This window comes from Clostridium sp. Cult2, from assembly GCF_021655075.1.
GTDB lineage: Bacteria > Bacillota > Clostridia > Tissierellales > Tepidimicrobiaceae > Schnuerera.
Genome location: NZ_PPXX01000065.1, coordinates 17,372 through 33,338, shown reverse-complemented (window position 1 = coordinate 33,338; position 15,967 = coordinate 17,372). Strand labels below are relative to the sequence as shown.

Sequence of the window (15,967 nt, the reverse complement as noted above, 5' to 3'; positions counted from 1 at the left end):
CCTACTAAAGAAATCTTCCTAAAAAGTACTCTTTTTTGTTTATATTTAATGATTTGAGGATTTCATAGATTTTCCCTAATTTTACTTCCTTAGTTTTAATTCCTATATATTTTCCCTGTCCTAAAATTTCTTCTGTTATCTCCTCTAATCCTTTTCCAGTTTCCCAATCTAGCTTTGAAACCCTTAGATAAAATTTGCCTTTTATACTGTAATTATAGTTTTTAAGTTTCTTATTTCTCAAGGGATTATTATTTCTGTAGGTATTTAATCCTATGTCTAATACATCAGTTAAAATAGCATTTGCCGTAGGAAGTTTTCCTGCTCCTGGTCCATAAAATTTTAATTCTCCCACATTATCTCCTTTAAAGGCTACAGAGTTAAAGGCCTCATTAACAGTGGAAAAATAAGAATCTTTTGTTACAATGGTGGGTAAAACTACTGCTATAAATCCATCTTCATAATATTTACCTTCACCTATTAATTTTATGACACTATTTAGCTTTTTTATTTGTTCTATATCAAAGGATTTAATATTATCTATTCCCTCTAGAAGAATATCTTCTTCTAATACTTTTACTTGCAATCCTAGAGTGCTTAGTATCCTTAATTTTCTTAGAGTATCATGGCCTTCTACATCTGCTGCTGGATTTGCTTCTGCATAACCTAAATTTTGGGCAATCTTTAAGACTTCATCATAATCTAAATCATCTTTAAACATTCTAGTAAGTATATAATTACAAGTGCCATTTAAAATTCCTTGTATTTCATTTATTCTATTTAAAGGAATATGTTCCTTTAAAGGCTTTAATACAGGTATACCACCTGCTACACTAGCCTCATATAAAAAAGCTACTTTATTTTCTAAGGCTAAGGCCGTTAGTTCCTCAAAATATTTAGATACTATGGCTTTATTAGCTGTAACTACATGTTTTCCCCTATTCAATCCTTCCTTTATATACCCATAACTATCCTCTAAATTACTGGTGGCTTCTATTATTAATTGGATTTTATCATCTTCTATAATGTCATTAAAATTATCTGTAATAATACCCTTTGGCAGATCTATATTTCTTTTTTTCTCTATATTTTTAACTAGTATCTTTTTAATTATTATCTTTTTATTCAAAATTTCTTCCAACTCTTTTTTTCTTTTGGAAAGTATCTCTAATACTCCTTGTCCTACTGTCCCAAGGCCTAGAAGACCAATATTTAACATTTTTCTTTCCTCCTATACAGTTTTTCAGCTACTAATTCAGCTATTTGTACAGCATTTGTGGCTGCTCCCTTTCGAATATTGTCTGCAACTACCCAGATATTAAGGCCATTATCTAAACTATAATCTCTTCTTATTCTACCTACATACACCTCATCCTTGCCTTCAACATCTATTGCCATAGGGAAGATATTGTTTTTTATATCATCCATTACTACAATTCCATTAAACTCCTTTAAATCCTTCTTTATTTCTTCTAAATTGAAAGGTTTTTCCAATTCAATATTTATAGAAACGCTATGACTATATTTAACTGGTACCCTTACTGTAGTAGCTGTTACTCTTATATTATTATCCTTTAATATTTTTTTAGTTTCCTCTATCATCTTCATCTCTTCTTTTGTATAACCATTTTCTAAAAATTCATCTATATGAGGAAATACATTGTATTGAATTGGATAGGGGTAAAATTCTATATTTCCCTCTTCTAAATCCCTAAGACCTCCTAAACCAGATCCTGATACTGATTGATAAGTAGAGTAGATTACCCTTTTAATCCCATATTTATCATATAGGGGCTTAAGGGGCAATACGGATTGTATAGTTGAACAATTAGGATTGGCTATTATTCCCTTATTAGCCTTTATATCATCAGGGTTTACTTCAGGTACTATAAGGGGAATATCCTTGTCCATTCTAAATACACTGCTATTATCGATTACTTGTATCCCTTTTTCTACTGCATATGGAGCAAATTTTTTGCTTACAGTTCCTCCAGCAGCAAATAAAGCTATGTCTATATCCCTATTAAAGGATTCTTCTTCTAATTCTTCTACTATATATTCTTTTCCTTTAAATTTTACTATACATCCTGCAGATTTTTTAGAAGAAAATAAGAACAAGTTGTTAATGGGATAATTCCTTTCTTCTAATATTTTAAGCATGGTACTTCCTACTAACCCTGTAGCTCCTATAATTGCAATGTTAAGCTTTTTCATATTATATCCCTCCATTTTTATTAAAAGCATTATATATGGATTTTATAGCCTTTTCAAAATCATCATTTTTGATGCCTATTATTATATTTAATTCACTGGACCCTTGGGTAATCATCTCTATATTTACCTTCCCTTGGGCTAAGGCTGTAAATACTTTCGCAGATATACCTCTTGTCTTTATCATCCCTCTGCCTACTACTGCAATAAGGGCCATATCCGTATAACAAACTATATTGTCTGGACTACAATATATCCGTATTTCCTCCACAATTTTATTTAATTTAGAACCAATTTCTGAATTAGGTACTATTACCGTAATAGAGTCTATACTGGAAGGCATATGTTCAATAGTTATATCATTGGTTTCCAATACGGACACAAGTTTTCTATAAAAACCCTTGTCAATGCTCATTAGAGTCTTTTCTACGGATATGGCTGTAAAGTTCTTTTTTCCAGCAATTCCCGTTATAGTTCCTATATAGCTTATTTCTGAAAAATCATCTATTATCATAGTTCCAGGGTCCTCTGGAAAATTGGTATTTTTAATATTTATTGGTATGCCAGAGTTTTTTATGGGAAATATAGCCTCTTCATGAAGTACTGGCGCGCCCATATAGGAAAGTTCTCTAAGCTCCTTATAAGTAATCCTTTCAATTGTCTTGGGATTTTCTACTATAAAAGGATCTGCCATTAGAAATCCTGATACATCGGTCCAGTTTTCATAGAGCTTAGATTTTACTGCATTAGCAATAATTGAACCGGTGATATCTGAACCTCCCCTAGAAAAGGTCTTTATTTCCCCATTAGGTTTACTTCCATAGAATCCTGGAATCACAGCATAGGAGACTTCTTTTAAGGCTTCTCTAACCTTTGTTTCTGTTCCTTTTTCATCAAATTGACCGTTTTCATCAAATAATATAATTTCCTGGGAATCAATAAATTGAAAACCTAGATATTGGGATAATATTATACCATTTAAATATTCTCCACGACTTCCACAGTAATCTTTAGAAGCGCCATCCTTTATTTGTTCCTTTATATGGCTTAATATTTTATCTATTTCTATTCCTAGTTTTAAATCTCTACATATATCTAAAAATCTGTTTTCAATTATATTATAAACCTCATCAAAGTTTAATCCATGGGATGCAAGTTGATAACACATATATAGTAAATCCGTCACTTTATGATCCTTTGAATTTCTTTTTCCTGGTGCTGAAGGTACTACATATCTTCTATTGTTATCTGATTTTACTATTTTCTTAACCTTAGCAAATTGAGTTCCGTCGGCTAAAGAACTTCCTCCAAACTTCACCACTATTATATCTTCCATCCTATATCCCTCCAATTTTTATAAAAAAAATACCCGTCCTTAATAGGACGAGTATTACTCTCGTTTCCACCTAATTGCGAATTAAGTATAGTTAATAGCTGTAACGTAAGCCAACGCAAATCCCTACTAGATTTCAGGATTGAGCTCATAGGGGGTTTTCAATTTAGTGTGTCAAAGAAGTCTTTCAGCCGATGAACTTCTATCTCTATTGACCTTAAAAAATCTACTCGTCCTATTCACCGCTTTGCAATATTTTATAGCTTTAATTGGAGAAAGTCAAGTTTTTTTAAAAAATCATACTGGCATTCTTGGTGTTCATAATAAACAAGAAGCCCTAAACTAAAGTAACTCTTGTTTTATTTTATCAACAAAATCATCTATATGCTCTCTTGCATATTTCTCAGCTCTATCTCTATCTTTTTCCTTTATTGCCTTTAAAACCTTACTTAAACTATCAGTAAACAAATCCATAGTATCAAAATAGCGTTTAGAATAATGCCAAAGTCTTTCCGTATGACTATGTAAACCAAGGAGAATCTCTTGCAAACATGGATTCCCACTACTTAAAAATATAATATCATGGAACTTTTGGTCATCAATAATCGCTTTTTGATAATCTACATCTATATCATAAGTTTTAAATCTATCAATTATGCTTTCCAATTCTTTAACTTGTTCATCAGTAATTCTATCAACTGCTAGTTTTGCTGCAAAAGGATCGAGTATACGAGTTACTTCAAAAACTGATTTCATATACATGAAATCAATTGGCGCAACCTGGGCACCAAACCTTGGTATTATATTAAGTAACTTATCAGTACTTAGTTGATGGAATATTTTCCGTATAGGTGTTCTACTAATATTAAACTCATCAGCTACATCTACTTCATTAAGTACTTCTCCAGGTTCATAATCTAATTTAATAATTCTTCTTTTTAGAATATCATAAATTTCCTCAGTTTTAATCTTCTTGCTCACAGTCATAACTCCTTATTGTAATATTTACTTCTATCATATCAGTATAATATTAATTCTGCAATTATTGAAGCCTAAATAAAATTATTTTTCAATACAAATATACCAGGAAATAATCCTAACCCCATAAACTTCCCACCACACAAATTGGACTTTCCTGGTATACAGTAAAATTTAATCTTTGTACTATATATTATATCATAAAAAAATAATATGTAAATATATTTACTTAATATTAGTTATGTGATATAATCTAATTTGAATAAAATATACAATAAAGGTTGAGAAATGTGGAGGATAACGAAATAACCATAGGCCAAAATTTAAAAAAAATAAGAAAGGACTTAAACTTAAGGCAATATGAATTAGCTGGTGATCAAATTACTAGAAACCTAATCAGTCTTATAGAAAATGATAGAACACCGATATACTATAATGTGGCTAATATTATTTCCAAAAATATAAATAAAATTATTCATGGAAAAGGTAATGATATATATATTCAACCAGAAGATATACTCAACCCAGAAAGATATGAAGCAAGAAAACAAGCTAATGTTTATATTGAAAAATTAAATCATCATTTGATTGAAAAAGACTATGAGTTTGAATTGGAAGAATTAAACGAAATTGAAACTTTTCTGAACAAATGGAACTTTATAGACAAGAAGGTAAAAGCTTATGAATTATTAGGAGACATTTATTATAATGCCAAGGATTCCAATAAAGAATATTACTATTATTTAAAAGCTTTAGAGGTTTCTTATGAATACCCATATATGAAAGAGCGCTATAAGATTATCCTAAAGCTAGTCTATAATTGTATTGTAACAAAGAAATTTGATGAGGCTATTAGATTATGTAATTTTGCTCTTTCTACTCAAGATGATATTCCTGATAAATATAAAGGTGTTTTTTATTATAATAGTGCATTAGCCTATTATAATAAAAAAGAATATGGTAAATGTTTGGAACAGCTAATAAATGCTAAATATTATGTAAGTCATGATAACCATAGAGAAACAAAAAGAATATTAGTTCTAGAAGGAATATGTAACTCAGAGAATGAAAATTATGATGGTGCTTTAAGAAGTTATAACAAATTATTAAAAGTAATTAATAAATTCGAAGATCCTGAAGAGTTGTGCTTAGCATATATTAATATAATTCAAATCTACATTGAGTTAGAAGATGATTCGAATATAGTTGAATGCAAAAACAAAATTTTAGGTTATCTAGAAAAATTAGATAATACATCTTTTTATTTACCTAAAATCTTATTTAGCATATCAAATATTTATTATTATTTAAAAGATTATGAAACCTGCGAGAAATATTTAATAGAAGCATTATCTTTATCTCAAAATCATAAGGACACAAGTCTCTTTCCAGACGTTTTTATAAGAACAATAGATTTTTACGCAGAAACAAAACAGCTTAATAAAATAGATACTTTAGTGAAAATCTATAGAAGAGAAATTTGTAACTTAAAAATTAATAAAGATTTTATTATAATACTTAAAATTCTATATAACTTTATTGAACAGAACAATAATTTAGATGCAAAACATTTAATTAAGAACTTATTAGATAGGGAGGTGGAAAAATGAACTTTAAGAGGAAACTAGCAATAGTTTTATCAGTTATTACTGTGATTACTTTATTAAGCACTGTTGCATTTGCAAAACCAATTCATGTACCACCAGAGCCAATTAGAGATTCAATAATTTTAGAATTTTAACCCAAGGCATATTTTTAGTATCAATTTTAATTAACTAAGTATAAAAAGTGTGACTTCAAATGTCACACTTTTTATATGGACTATTTTATTTGAAAGGTAAGCCACTGCCTAAATAGATATTTATATCTAGTTTTTCAGTAACTGCTTTTTTAAGCTTAATCATATCTTTGGTATCTCCAAATAGTATTCCACCAGTTAATTTATCCTCCGTAGTAAATAATTTATGATGGATATTTTTACTCTCTTCTTTGTATTCATATAATCTATCAAATTCTTTTATATTTCCTACTGAAAAAAGTTTAATATCTCCTATTGATAAAGATGTAAAAAATTTGGCTTCAGTATATTCTATGGCTTTGCCCGACATATTAGCTCCTGCAACTTTTCCTTGTTCATTTGCTGCAGTCCATAGGCCTATTATTTTCCCATCTATTTCCACCACATCCCCAGCTGCATAAATATTTTCTATATTTGTTCTTAAATATTTATCAACTATTATTCCTTTATTATATTCTATTTGGGTGTCTCTAATTATGTCTATATTTGGTCTGATACCTACAGAAAATAATATTCCATCAGTTTTGATTTCTGCACCATTATTTAATAATATTCCATTAACCTTATCTTCCCCTAATATTTCTTCTGCTGCTGAAGAAAGATAAATTTTAAAACCTTCTTTCAGTAGGTTTTCCTTCAACCTATCTGCTATATCTTCATCTAATTGTTTAGGCAATAAATATGGTGCAAATTCTACAATAGTTATATTTTTCTTCAGTTTTTTTAATGACCATGCAGCTTCTAATCCTAGAAGGCCACCACCTATTACGGCAATGTCATCACATTTATTAAAATAGTTTCTAATATATCTTAAATCTTTTAAAGTCCTTAATGCTAATACCCCTCGTTTAAACTTCCCAGCTATAGGAGGTATAAAGGGTCTACTACCAGTAGCTAATAACATCTTTTCGAACCCAATCTCCACTCCATCATCTAATCTTACTTTGGAATTCTCCACATCTATTTTTTCAACGATTTTATTTAGTAATACCTTTATATGATTTTCATCATACCAGCTATTTTTATTTACTAAGAATTCTTCATCTTTAAAATTTTGAGATAGGTATTTAGTTAATCTTAATCTATAGTAAGTATGATATGGTTCACTAGAAATCATAATAATACTACCCTTATTATCATTATTTCGTATTTCTTTTGCTGCTGAAAGTCCTGCAATCCCATTTCCTATAATTAAATATTTTACTCTCTCCATTGTTTTCCTCCTTGGGTTAATAGTTAGTTAATAATTACCCAAAGTGTCAATGTATTACACATAACCCTACAATTATCCATTGTCAAAACTATCTTTGTGCTTTAATTTCCAACCATATTTCATCATAAACTTTTAAGAAATCTTTAGGATCTTTAAATATTTCTACTTCTCCTATTTCCTCATCAGTAGGATATGCTACTTCACTATTTACTATATCCTCTGGCAAAAATTCTAACGCTTTATAATTAGCTGTAGAATATCCAATATAATCTGTATTTCTGGCAGCTATTTCTGGTCTATTCATAAAATTAATAAATTTTTCAGCTAATTCTTTATTATTTCCACTCTTTGGTATTACCATATTATCAAACCAAAGATTAGTTCCTTCTTTTGGTATTACATATTCTAGATTTTCATTCTCTCTTATCATGGCTACTGCATCCCCCGACCATACAACAGCAAGAGCAGCCTCTTCTCCAACCATTAAATCTTTTACTTCATCTCCCACATAAGCATAAACTAAAGGTTTTTGCTTAATTAATTCTTCTTTTGCTTCTTCCAATTCTTTCATCTCTCTAGAATTCATTGAATAACCTAGCTTTATTAGTGCCACAGCTAAAGAATCCCGTTGGCTATCAAGCATTAAAATTTGTCCGCTATATTTTTCATTCCAGAGTATATTCCAACTATCTACTATATCATCAACCATATTTTTATTATAAATGATCCCCATGGTTCCCCACATATAAGGTACTGAGTATTCATTATTGGGATCGAAATCCAGATCTAAAAACCTATCCTCAATATTGTTCAAATTTGGTACATTTTCTTTGTTTATTTTCTCCAGTAAATTTTCATCTATCATTCTTTCAATCATATAATCTGAAGGAAAGGCCACATCATAGCTGGTGCCTCCCTTTTTAATGCTTACATACATGTCTTCATTTGTTGCAAAAGTATTATAGTTAACTTTTACATTGAATTCCTTTTCAAAATCCTTTAATACATCAGGGTCTATATAATCTCCCCAGTTATATACATTAATAGTAGGTTTATTGCTACCACACCCAGTAGATAATAAACCAATTATCAATATTAAACCTATACTGATTAATAATTTTACACTTTTTTTCATATAATATCACCTCTCTCACTAATACTTTTAGAAGATCTACTATTTATTATTAATAGTAGAATTAGTAAACTAACAAACATCAGAGTAGATAAAGCATTTATTACTGGATTAATGCCTCTTCTTGCCATGGAAAAAATTGTAATGCTTAAATTGGTAACTCCTGCTCCTTTGTTAAAAAAGCTAATAACAAAATCATCAACCGATAGAGTAAATGCCAATAGAGCTCCAGTTACAATTCCAGGTTTTATTTCTGGAATTATTACCTTTCTTAATGCATAGAAAGGGGTTGCTCCTAAGTCCATTGCTGCCTCTGCTAAATGTTTATTCATCTGTTTCAATTTAGGCAATATAGATAATATTACATAAGGTATGCAGAAGGTTATATGGGATAAAAGCATAGTAATAAATCCGAATTCAATCCTAATAAACCTAAATAAGGTCATTAAAGACACTGCTGTAACAATATCTGGATTTAATACAGGTAAATAGTTTAAATTAAGCACAATCTTTTTGCTAAGTCCCGGCATACCATATATACCTATGGCTGCAAAAGTACCAATTATTGTTGAAATAATCGATGATAGTACTGCAATAAGTAAAGTATAATATAAAGCTTTCAGTACTTCTGCATCCCTAAATAATTCTATATACCATTTAAATGTAAAACCACTCCAAGTCCCCCTAGATTTTGAACTATTGAAAGAAAACACGATCAATACAATTATAGGAGCATATAAAAATAAAAATATTAAACAAGTATATAGCCTTCTTAGTGCTTTTCCTACCATAACCCTCCACCTCCCTCTTTCTGAGAGTCAAATTTTGCAGTAATAGCTATAGTTACAAGTATAAAAGCCATCATTATTATGGATATGGCAGAACCAAAATGCCAATCTCCAACCCATAAAAACTGTTGTTCTATTAAATTTCCTATAAGCATATATTGGCCACCACCTAATAGCCTTGATATTACGAAGGTGCTAACAGCAGGCATAAATACCATGGTAATTCCTGTAATTATACCAGGAATACTCAATGGGAAAGTTACTTTAGAAAAAACTATAAGCTTATTTGCACCTAAGTCTTCTGCTGCTTCAATTAAGCTTTTGTCTATCTTTATCAAAACCGAATATATAGGTAAAACCATAAAGGGTAAAAAATTATATACCATTCCTAATAGTACTGCCATATCATTGTATATTAGATTAAGTGGACTAAACCCAAGTCTTGTTACAATATAATTAATGAGACCGTTCTTTCCTAGTAAAGTTAACCAAGCATAGGTTCTTAATAAAAAATTCATCCACATAGGTATAACAAATAAAAGAATCATAATATTTCTTCTATTAGGTCTTTCTCGGGCAATAATCATAGCCATAGGATACCCTATTAGCAAAGTAATAACTGTAGACTTTAGGGCCAAACTAATAGATATCCATAATATATCTATATATTTGGAATCTAAGAATCGTTTGAAATTTTCAAAAGTAAATTGTAGATTCTTTATTCCACCTTCTTCACCAGTAGTAAGGGAAAACAGAAGTATTAAAGCTAAAGGAACCACTATAAAGATAATCATCCATAATATATATGGATAGGAAGTCCACTTCATCTTCATTCTTTAATCACCTTCCTCATTATGTGAATATTCTCAGGTAATATATTCATACCTATTTCAGTACCTACTGGTTTCATTATTGTGCTATGAATCATCCAATCTGCCTCTCCATCTTTAACAATCATTTCATAATGAACCCCTTTAAAAGTCACCGATACTACTATTCCACTTAATAAACCTTCTTCTAGTGGCACAATTTCTAAGTCTTCAGGTCTAATAACTACATCTATTTTTTCCTTTTTGTTAAAACCTTTATCCACACATTTAAAAATTTGCCCAGCAAATTCAACTACAAAATCTTCATGCATAATTCCATCCACAATATTACTTTCTCCAATAAACTTAGCAACAAAAGCATTTTTAGGCTCATTATATATATCAACAGGTGTCCCAATTTGTTGTATAATTCCTTTGTCCATTACTACTATAGTATCTGACATAGTTAAAGCTTCCTCTTGATCATGGGTCACATATACAAAGGTAATTCCTAATCTTTTCTGCATGTTTTTTAATTCTGTTTGCATATCTTTTCTAAGTTTTAAGTCCAAAGCACCTAAAGGTTCATCTAATAGTAATACCTTAGGTTCATTGACTAATGCTCTTGCAATAGCAACCCTTTGTTGTTGTCCACCGCTTAAAGAATCTATAGACCTGTTTTCGAATCCTTTTAGATTTACTAATCTTAGCATTTCTTTAACTCTTGTTCTTATAGCATCTTTTTCCATCTTTTTTATTTTTAAACCAAAAGCAATATTATCAAATACGTTCACATGTGGAAATAATGCATATTTTTGAAAAACAGTATTTATTTGTCTTTCATAAGGGGGCGCAGTTGTAATATCTTTTCCTTCAAATATTACTTTTCCTTCTGTAGGCTGTTCAAATCCTCCTATTATTCTTAGAGTAGTTGTCTTTCCACATCCGCTAGGGCCTAACAATGTTAAAAATTCATTTTTCCTAATGTAAAGATTAATATCATCAAGGACTTTTATCCCATCATATTCTTTTGATATTTTTTTTAAATCAATGGCATGAGTTTTATCCATCCTTCAAACCCCCTCCTTTTATATTAAAAACTTGGTGGTGAGCTTACCCAGACTATAACAGATTGGGTTTTACCAGCATTACTTAAATAATGGTTAGAGTTAGCTTTATAATAAAAGCTTTCTCCTTTTCTTACTTTATATTTTTCACTACCTAAATGAATAATTATACTTCCTTTTAACACATAACCAAATTCTTCTCCTTCATGGGGTGAATCTTCTTTAGTCCTACCCTCTGGCTCTAATTCTATAAGAATCGGTTCCATAATATTTTTTTGTGCATTTGGAACAATCCATTTCAGGGTGTACTTATAATCTTCATTTTCCGCAACAAAAGCATCATCTTTTGAAAAGACTATTTTTTCATCTTCTATTTCATTAAAAAAGTCTCTTAAATTAGTCCCTAATCCTTCCAAAATATCCATTAGAGTTGCTATGGAAGGAGATGTTAAATCTCTTTCTACTTGAGATATAAACCCTTTAGTTAGCTCACATCTATCTGCTAACTCTTCTTGGGTCAATGAATTTTGAACTCTAAGACGTCTAATTTTTTCACCAATTTTCACAATTATCCTCCTCGATATAAACTAGCCATATATTAAACCTCTAGTTTATAATTACTAAACTTCCAATTCAACTATTACATTATAAGCAAAATATTACTAAAAAGTCAATAGATTTTTAAAAATATATTATTTAATTTTAAATAGGATATATACAACGCTTCATCTAGTTTAATATTTTTTTGGTTTAATATATAAATCTTTTTACTTAATAAAAAAAACCAGCTTCAAAGCTGGCTTTTTTTATTATTTCTTTATATTTTCGATTATTATAATAGCTATTAGTAATAATAATGCTGATAATACTATAGTTCCTCCTGGAGCTAAATCTAAATAATAAGATAATATTAAACCTATTATTACTGATATTACACCAAAAACATTAGAGTATATCAGGCCTGATTTAAAACTTTTAGCAACTAAAAGACTTGTAGCTACGGGCAATACCATTAAAGATGAAATAAGAAGTACACCAACAATTCTTATGGAAATTGCAACTGTTAAGGCCACTAGTATAGAGAAAAAAAGATTGATAAATCTGTTAGGAACTCCAGCTAAATATGCACTTTCTTCATCAAAGGATATGTAAAATAAACCTTCGTAAAAAAGAACAATAGTAATAAAAACTATTATTCCCAAAACAATTACCAAAAATATATCTTGATTTGACACCAGGGCTAAACTCCCAAATAGATATGATAATATCCCTTGGGTATTGCCTAAACTAATTAAAACAGAAGCCAAACCCACTCCAGCAGATAATACTATAGCAAGGGATAATTCAGCATAATTTTCAAATCTCTTTCTTAAACCTTCTATTCCAACAGCTGCTATTATAGAAAATGTAATTGCAGTATAAACAGGGTATGAATTGGTTATCATACCAAAAGCTACTCCAGATAAAGCAACATGAGACAAGGTATCTCCTATTATCGATTGTCTTCTAAGAACTAAAAAATAACCTATTGTAGGAGCAATTAAGGCTATCATAATACCCATAACAAATGATTTTTGCATAAACCCGTAAGAAAGCATACTTTTCCTCCTAATGATTATGAAACAATATATTCATATTTTCTCCATAGACGTCCTTAAACATATCAATGCAAATACTTTGATTAGAATTATGCCCATATACTTTACCCTTAGATAAGCAAAGTATCCTATTTACCTTTTTTGATATAACACCTATATCATGGGATATCATTACTAATGTAATATTATAATCTTTATTCAATATATCCATTAAATTGTAAAATTTATTCTGGGAATCTAAATCCATTCCCACTAAAGGTTCATCCATAAAAAGTATTTTAGGATTATTAACCAATGCCCTAGCAATAAAAACCCTTTGCTTTTGCCCACCAGATAGATTGCCAATCTTTCTTTTTTTGAATTCTTCCATTTCAACAATTTGTAAGGCTTTATCAATTTTCATATTATCTTCTTTTTTCAACTTATTAAATAGACCCCTGTTTAAATAGAGATTAGCTGCAACAACTTCTTCTACTGTTGCAGGAAACATTTGATTAAAATCCCTAACATTCTGAGAAATATAACCTATACTTTTATAGTCATTAAATTTCTCAATTGGCTTACCCAGCAATTTTATAGAGCCTTCATCTGGTTTAAGTAACCCAACCATCAATTTTAGTAGGGTACTTTTAGCAGAACCATTAGGCCCAATAATTCCTACAAAATCCCCTTCTTGAATAGAAAAACTAACATTTTCTAATACTTTATTCGAATCATAACTAAAGCTTAAATTGTCTACTTTTACTATATATTTATCCATCTCATTCCACCAAAGCCTTTTTTAAGTTTTCAAGATTTTTTTCCATTATGGATATATAATCTTCACCTTTATTTTGTTCTTCCTCAGTTAGACCCTCTATAGGGTTTAATATAAGAGTCTTTAAATTAGTCTCTTCCGCAATTATATCAACAGTCTTTGGGTTAGCTAAAGTCTCTAAAAAAATATATTCATAATCTTCCCTTTCAACGATTTCTATAATATTTGCAATAGTTCTAGGACTAGGCTCCTGTTCTGGACTAATTCCAGCTACTGACAACTGGTGAAAATTATATCTTTCTGCCATATAAGCGAAAGCTGAATGGGATACAAGTATTGTATCTTTTTTCTTATTCTTCAGTTCATCCATAAATTGATTATCTAATGTTATTAACCTTTTGGATAATTCGTTAAAATTTTTTTCATACTCATCTTTATTTTTTTCATCTATTAGTATAAACCTCTCTTTAATCTTTTTACCAATAATATTCATATTTTCAGGGTTTAACCAAATATGAGGGTCTGAAATACCATTATCACTAATTAATTCTACCGCTTCGCTGGCTTTTAATGTTTTTTCTTCATCTACAATAGTACCTATAAGTTTATCTGCCCAACTTTCAAAATCAGCTCCATTATATATAAAAATTTCAGCTTGTTCTATTTCTTTCAATTGCTTCATAGATGGCTCATAATCATGAGAATCTACGCCGCTAGGTATTACCATTTTTAAATCTATATTAGTCCCACCTATTTCATCTGCTAAAAAATATAATGGATAAAAAGATGTATAGACCAATAGCTTATCCCCGTCTGATTCCTTTGATATATCTCTGGAAGAACATCCAGTAATCAATAATGTTATTATAGTAAATATTATTATTAATTTTTTCATATTTTCATCCTTCCTTACCATCTGCCTCCAGCGCCTCCACCACCAGATCTGCCTCCTCCTCCAGAAGATCTACCACCAGAAGATCTACCGCCTTTACCACCAAAGCTAGAGCCGCCAAACCTACTTCCTCTTAACAGGGAATAAGTTAAAAATCCATTAAAAAATCTAAAGTCTATAAATAAAAACATTATTATCCCAACTACCAATAAAATTTTGCCAAACTTATCAAATAAACTTATTCCCCCATAGGAATCGTCAAAATAATATAGTTCTTCGTTAATCCTTTCACGCCCCAATTCAATATTATATTCCCTCTCTACTTCATTGATTATTTCATTAAATCCGGATAATATACCTTCAGAATAATTATCTTCTCTAAAATAAGGTAATATAGAATTTTCAATAATATTTCCTACTTTACTATCTGGTAATGCTCCTTCTAAGCCATAACCTACCTCTATCCAAATCTCTCCTTCTTCTGGAGCGATAAGGATTAATAGGCCATTATCATATTCCCTACTACCTATACCCCATTTTCTAAATAATTCACTAGCAAATAATTTTATATCCATATTTTCTAAATCAACTATACTAGCAACTACTATTTGAGCTCCCGTTTTTTTATATAATTCTTTATTGGTTTCAACAATATAGTCTTCTATATCACTATCAATTATATTACCTTCATCAAAGACATAAAAAGAATAACTAGGTTCGGGTAGATTAAATTTGGAAGCTAACCCTACACTGCTATTAAATATCAATAATATAAATAGAAAAATGAATATAGCTAATTTTTTTCTCATCCTCATCACCTAGAAATTCACTTCTGGAACTTCAACATCTTCTGGACTTATCTCAAAATACTGTCTTTTCTCAAATCCAAACATTTTTGCTATTATATTGGTTGGAAATCTTCTTATAGTAGTATTAAAACTTTCCACTGTTTCATTATATCTCATCCGTTGAGTTGCAATTCTATTTTCAGTTCCAGCTAATTCATATTGTAATTCCGAAAAGTTTTCATTTGCTTTCAATTCTGGATAGTTTTCTACTACTGCATATAGATTTGTCAATGCCCTATTGAATTCTGCATTTGCTTCTGCATATTCATCAGGAGTATTGGCTGCATTAAATTTTGTTCTTGCTTCAGTAATGCCAGTCAATACTTCTTTTTCGTGACTTGCATAACCCTTAACTACCTCAACCAAATTTGGTATCAAATCCGCTCTACGTTTTAGTTGATTCTCAACTTGTGCCCAAGCACTTGTAACTTTTTCATCACTAACGGCTAAATTGTTATAACTCCCAGCAAATAATGCTACAATCATAATAATTATCACTAATGGAATTAAAAATTTTTTCTGCATTCTATATCCTCCTTATATTTG

17 protein-coding genes and 1 other annotated feature are annotated in these 15,967 nt (G+C 29.9%); of the genes, 2 read left to right on the top strand and 15 right to left on the bottom strand.

Annotated elements, in window-relative coordinates; all coding sequences use genetic code 11:
* Positions 1 to 4 precede the first annotated feature (4 nt).
* The 4 genes from C3E90_RS07570 to C3E90_RS07555 form a co-directional block, all read right to left on the bottom strand.
* Positions 5 to 1,216: a homoserine dehydrogenase gene (locus tag C3E90_RS07570; RefSeq protein WP_236915041.1), complete on the bottom strand. Its 1,212-nt coding sequence runs from the start codon at positions 1,214 to 1,216 to the stop codon at positions 5 to 7.
* Positions 1,210 to 2,211, bottom strand: a complete 1,002-nt coding sequence (locus C3E90_RS07565) for an aspartate-semialdehyde dehydrogenase (protein ID WP_236915040.1) — start codon at positions 2,209 to 2,211, stop codon at positions 1,210 to 1,212. The genes C3E90_RS07570 and C3E90_RS07565 overlap by 7 nt, the downstream gene beginning before the upstream one ends.
* Before the next feature lies 1 nt (position 2,212).
* A complete protein-coding gene (locus C3E90_RS07560) occupies positions 2,213 to 3,544 on the bottom strand; it encodes an aspartate kinase (RefSeq protein ID WP_236915039.1) in 1,332 nt (443 codons plus the stop codon).
* Between the two features lie 40 nt (positions 3,545 to 3,584).
* Positions 3,585 to 3,793, bottom strand: a binding site (T-box leader).
* Between the two features lie 90 nt (positions 3,794 to 3,883).
* Positions 3,884 to 4,522, bottom strand: a complete 639-nt coding sequence (locus tag C3E90_RS07555) for a GntR family transcriptional regulator (RefSeq protein WP_236915038.1) — start codon at positions 4,520 to 4,522, stop codon at positions 3,884 to 3,886.
* Between the two features lie 287 nt (positions 4,523 to 4,809).
* On the opposite strand from C3E90_RS07555, the gene C3E90_RS07550 reads away from it, so the two are divergent.
* Together C3E90_RS07550 and C3E90_RS13280 are read left to right on the top strand one after the other, a co-directional pair.
* The gene (locus C3E90_RS07550; RefSeq protein WP_236915037.1) at positions 4,810 to 6,129 is read left to right on the top strand and encodes a helix-turn-helix domain-containing protein; all 1,320 of its coding nucleotides are present in this window, start codon (positions 4,810 to 4,812) and stop codon (positions 6,127 to 6,129) included.
* The gene (locus tag C3E90_RS13280) at positions 6,126 to 6,260 is read left to right on the top strand and encodes a hypothetical protein (RefSeq protein ID WP_272879089.1); all 135 of its coding nucleotides are present in this window, start codon (positions 6,126 to 6,128) and stop codon (positions 6,258 to 6,260) included. The genes C3E90_RS07550 and C3E90_RS13280 overlap by 4 nt, the downstream gene beginning before the upstream one ends.
* 85 nt (positions 6,261 to 6,345) lie before the next feature.
* Here the strand turns inward: C3E90_RS13280 and C3E90_RS07545 are convergent, their stop codons facing one another.
* The 11 genes from C3E90_RS07545 to C3E90_RS07495 all read right to left on the bottom strand — a co-directional run bounded on the left by C3E90_RS07545 (position 6,346) and on the right by C3E90_RS07495 (position 15,946).
* Entirely contained in the window at positions 6,346 to 7,530 is a 1,185-nt protein-coding gene (locus C3E90_RS07545; RefSeq protein WP_236915036.1) for an NAD(P)/FAD-dependent oxidoreductase, read from the bottom strand.
* 88 nt (positions 7,531 to 7,618) lie between these two features.
* The gene (locus C3E90_RS07540; protein ID WP_236915035.1) at positions 7,619 to 8,665 is read right to left on the bottom strand and encodes an ABC transporter substrate-binding protein; all 1,047 of its coding nucleotides are present in this window, start codon (positions 8,663 to 8,665) and stop codon (positions 7,619 to 7,621) included.
* Positions 8,662 to 9,453, bottom strand: coding sequence for an ABC transporter permease (locus C3E90_RS07535; RefSeq protein ID WP_236915034.1), 792 nt, complete (start codon positions 9,451 to 9,453; stop codon positions 8,662 to 8,664). Before C3E90_RS07535 ends, C3E90_RS07540 begins: the two co-directional genes overlap by 4 nt.
* Positions 9,447 to 10,283, bottom strand: a complete 837-nt coding sequence (locus C3E90_RS07530) for an ABC transporter permease (RefSeq protein WP_236915033.1) — start codon at positions 10,281 to 10,283, stop codon at positions 9,447 to 9,449. The genes C3E90_RS07535 and C3E90_RS07530 overlap by 7 nt, the downstream gene beginning before the upstream one ends.
* Complete coding sequence (potA, locus tag C3E90_RS07525; protein WP_236915032.1) at positions 10,280 to 11,329, bottom strand: spermidine/putrescine ABC transporter ATP-binding protein; 1,050 nt, start codon at positions 11,327 to 11,329, stop codon at positions 10,280 to 10,282. The genes C3E90_RS07530 and potA overlap by 4 nt, the downstream gene beginning before the upstream one ends.
* Before the next feature lie 23 nt (positions 11,330 to 11,352).
* Positions 11,353 to 11,892, bottom strand: coding sequence for a helix-turn-helix domain-containing protein (locus tag C3E90_RS07520; RefSeq protein WP_236915031.1), 540 nt, complete (start codon positions 11,890 to 11,892; stop codon positions 11,353 to 11,355).
* A 243-nt stretch (positions 11,893 to 12,135) separates the two neighbouring features.
* Positions 12,136 to 12,924 carry a metal ABC transporter permease gene (locus C3E90_RS07515; RefSeq protein WP_236915030.1) on the bottom strand — a complete coding sequence of 263 codons (789 nt, stop codon included), beginning with the start codon at positions 12,922 to 12,924 and terminating at the stop codon, positions 12,136 to 12,138.
* Positions 12,925 to 12,934: 10 nt separating this feature from the next.
* Entirely contained in the window at positions 12,935 to 13,684 is a 750-nt protein-coding gene (locus C3E90_RS07510) for a metal ABC transporter ATP-binding protein (RefSeq protein ID WP_236915029.1), read from the bottom strand.
* A 1-nt stretch (position 13,685) separates the two neighbouring features.
* On the bottom strand, positions 13,686 to 14,576 hold the full coding sequence (locus tag C3E90_RS07505; protein ID WP_236915028.1) for a metal ABC transporter solute-binding protein, Zn/Mn family: 891 nt from the start codon (positions 14,574 to 14,576) through the stop codon (positions 13,686 to 13,688).
* Positions 14,577 to 14,590: 14 nt separating this feature from the next.
* On the bottom strand, positions 14,591 to 15,382 hold the full coding sequence (locus C3E90_RS07500) for a TPM domain-containing protein (protein ID WP_236915027.1): 792 nt from the start codon (positions 15,380 to 15,382) through the stop codon (positions 14,591 to 14,593).
* 9 nt (positions 15,383 to 15,391) lie between these two features.
* Positions 15,392 to 15,946, bottom strand: coding sequence for a LemA family protein (locus C3E90_RS07495; RefSeq protein WP_236915026.1), 555 nt, complete (start codon positions 15,944 to 15,946; stop codon positions 15,392 to 15,394).
* Positions 15,947 to 15,967 lie beyond the last annotated feature (21 nt).

Coding starts and splice junctions, on each gene's coding strand:
- C3E90_RS07570 (WP_236915041.1), bottom strand. CDS start 1,216: ATGTTAAATATTGGTCTTCTAGGCCTTGGGACAGTAGGACAAGGAGTA.
- C3E90_RS07565 (WP_236915040.1), bottom strand. CDS start 2,211: ATGAAAAAGCTTAACATTGCAATTATAGGAGCTACAGGGTTAGTAGGA.
- C3E90_RS07560 (WP_236915039.1), bottom strand. CDS start 3,544: ATGGAAGATATAATAGTGGTGAAGTTTGGAGGAAGTTCTTTAGCCGAC.
- C3E90_RS13280 (WP_272879089.1), top strand. CDS start 6,126: ATGAACTTTAAGAGGAAACTAGCAATAGTTTTATCAGTTATTACTGTG.
- C3E90_RS07545 (WP_236915036.1), bottom strand. CDS start 7,530: ATGGAGAGAGTAAAATATTTAATTATAGGAAATGGGATTGCAGGACTT.
- C3E90_RS07540 (WP_236915035.1), bottom strand. CDS start 8,665: ATGAAAAAAAGTGTAAAATTATTAATCAGTATAGGTTTAATATTGATA.
- C3E90_RS07535 (WP_236915034.1), bottom strand. CDS start 9,453: ATGGTAGGAAAAGCACTAAGAAGGCTATATACTTGTTTAATATTTTTA.
- C3E90_RS07530 (WP_236915033.1), bottom strand. CDS start 10,283: ATGAAGATGAAGTGGACTTCCTATCCATATATATTATGGATGATTATC.
- potA (WP_236915032.1), bottom strand. CDS start 11,329: ATGGATAAAACTCATGCCATTGATTTAAAAAAAATATCAAAAGAATAT.
- C3E90_RS07515 (WP_236915030.1), bottom strand. CDS start 12,924: ATGCTTTCTTACGGGTTTATGCAAAAATCATTTGTTATGGGTATTATG.
- C3E90_RS07510 (WP_236915029.1), bottom strand. CDS start 13,684: ATGGATAAATATATAGTAAAAGTAGACAATTTAAGCTTTAGTTATGAT.
- C3E90_RS07505 (WP_236915028.1), bottom strand. CDS start 14,576: ATGAAAAAATTAATAATAATATTTACTATAATAACATTATTGATTACT.
- C3E90_RS07500 (WP_236915027.1), bottom strand. CDS start 15,382: ATGAGAAAAAAATTAGCTATATTCATTTTTCTATTTATATTATTGATA.
- C3E90_RS07495 (WP_236915026.1), bottom strand. CDS start 15,946: ATGCAGAAAAAATTTTTAATTCCATTAGTGATAATTATTATGATTGTA.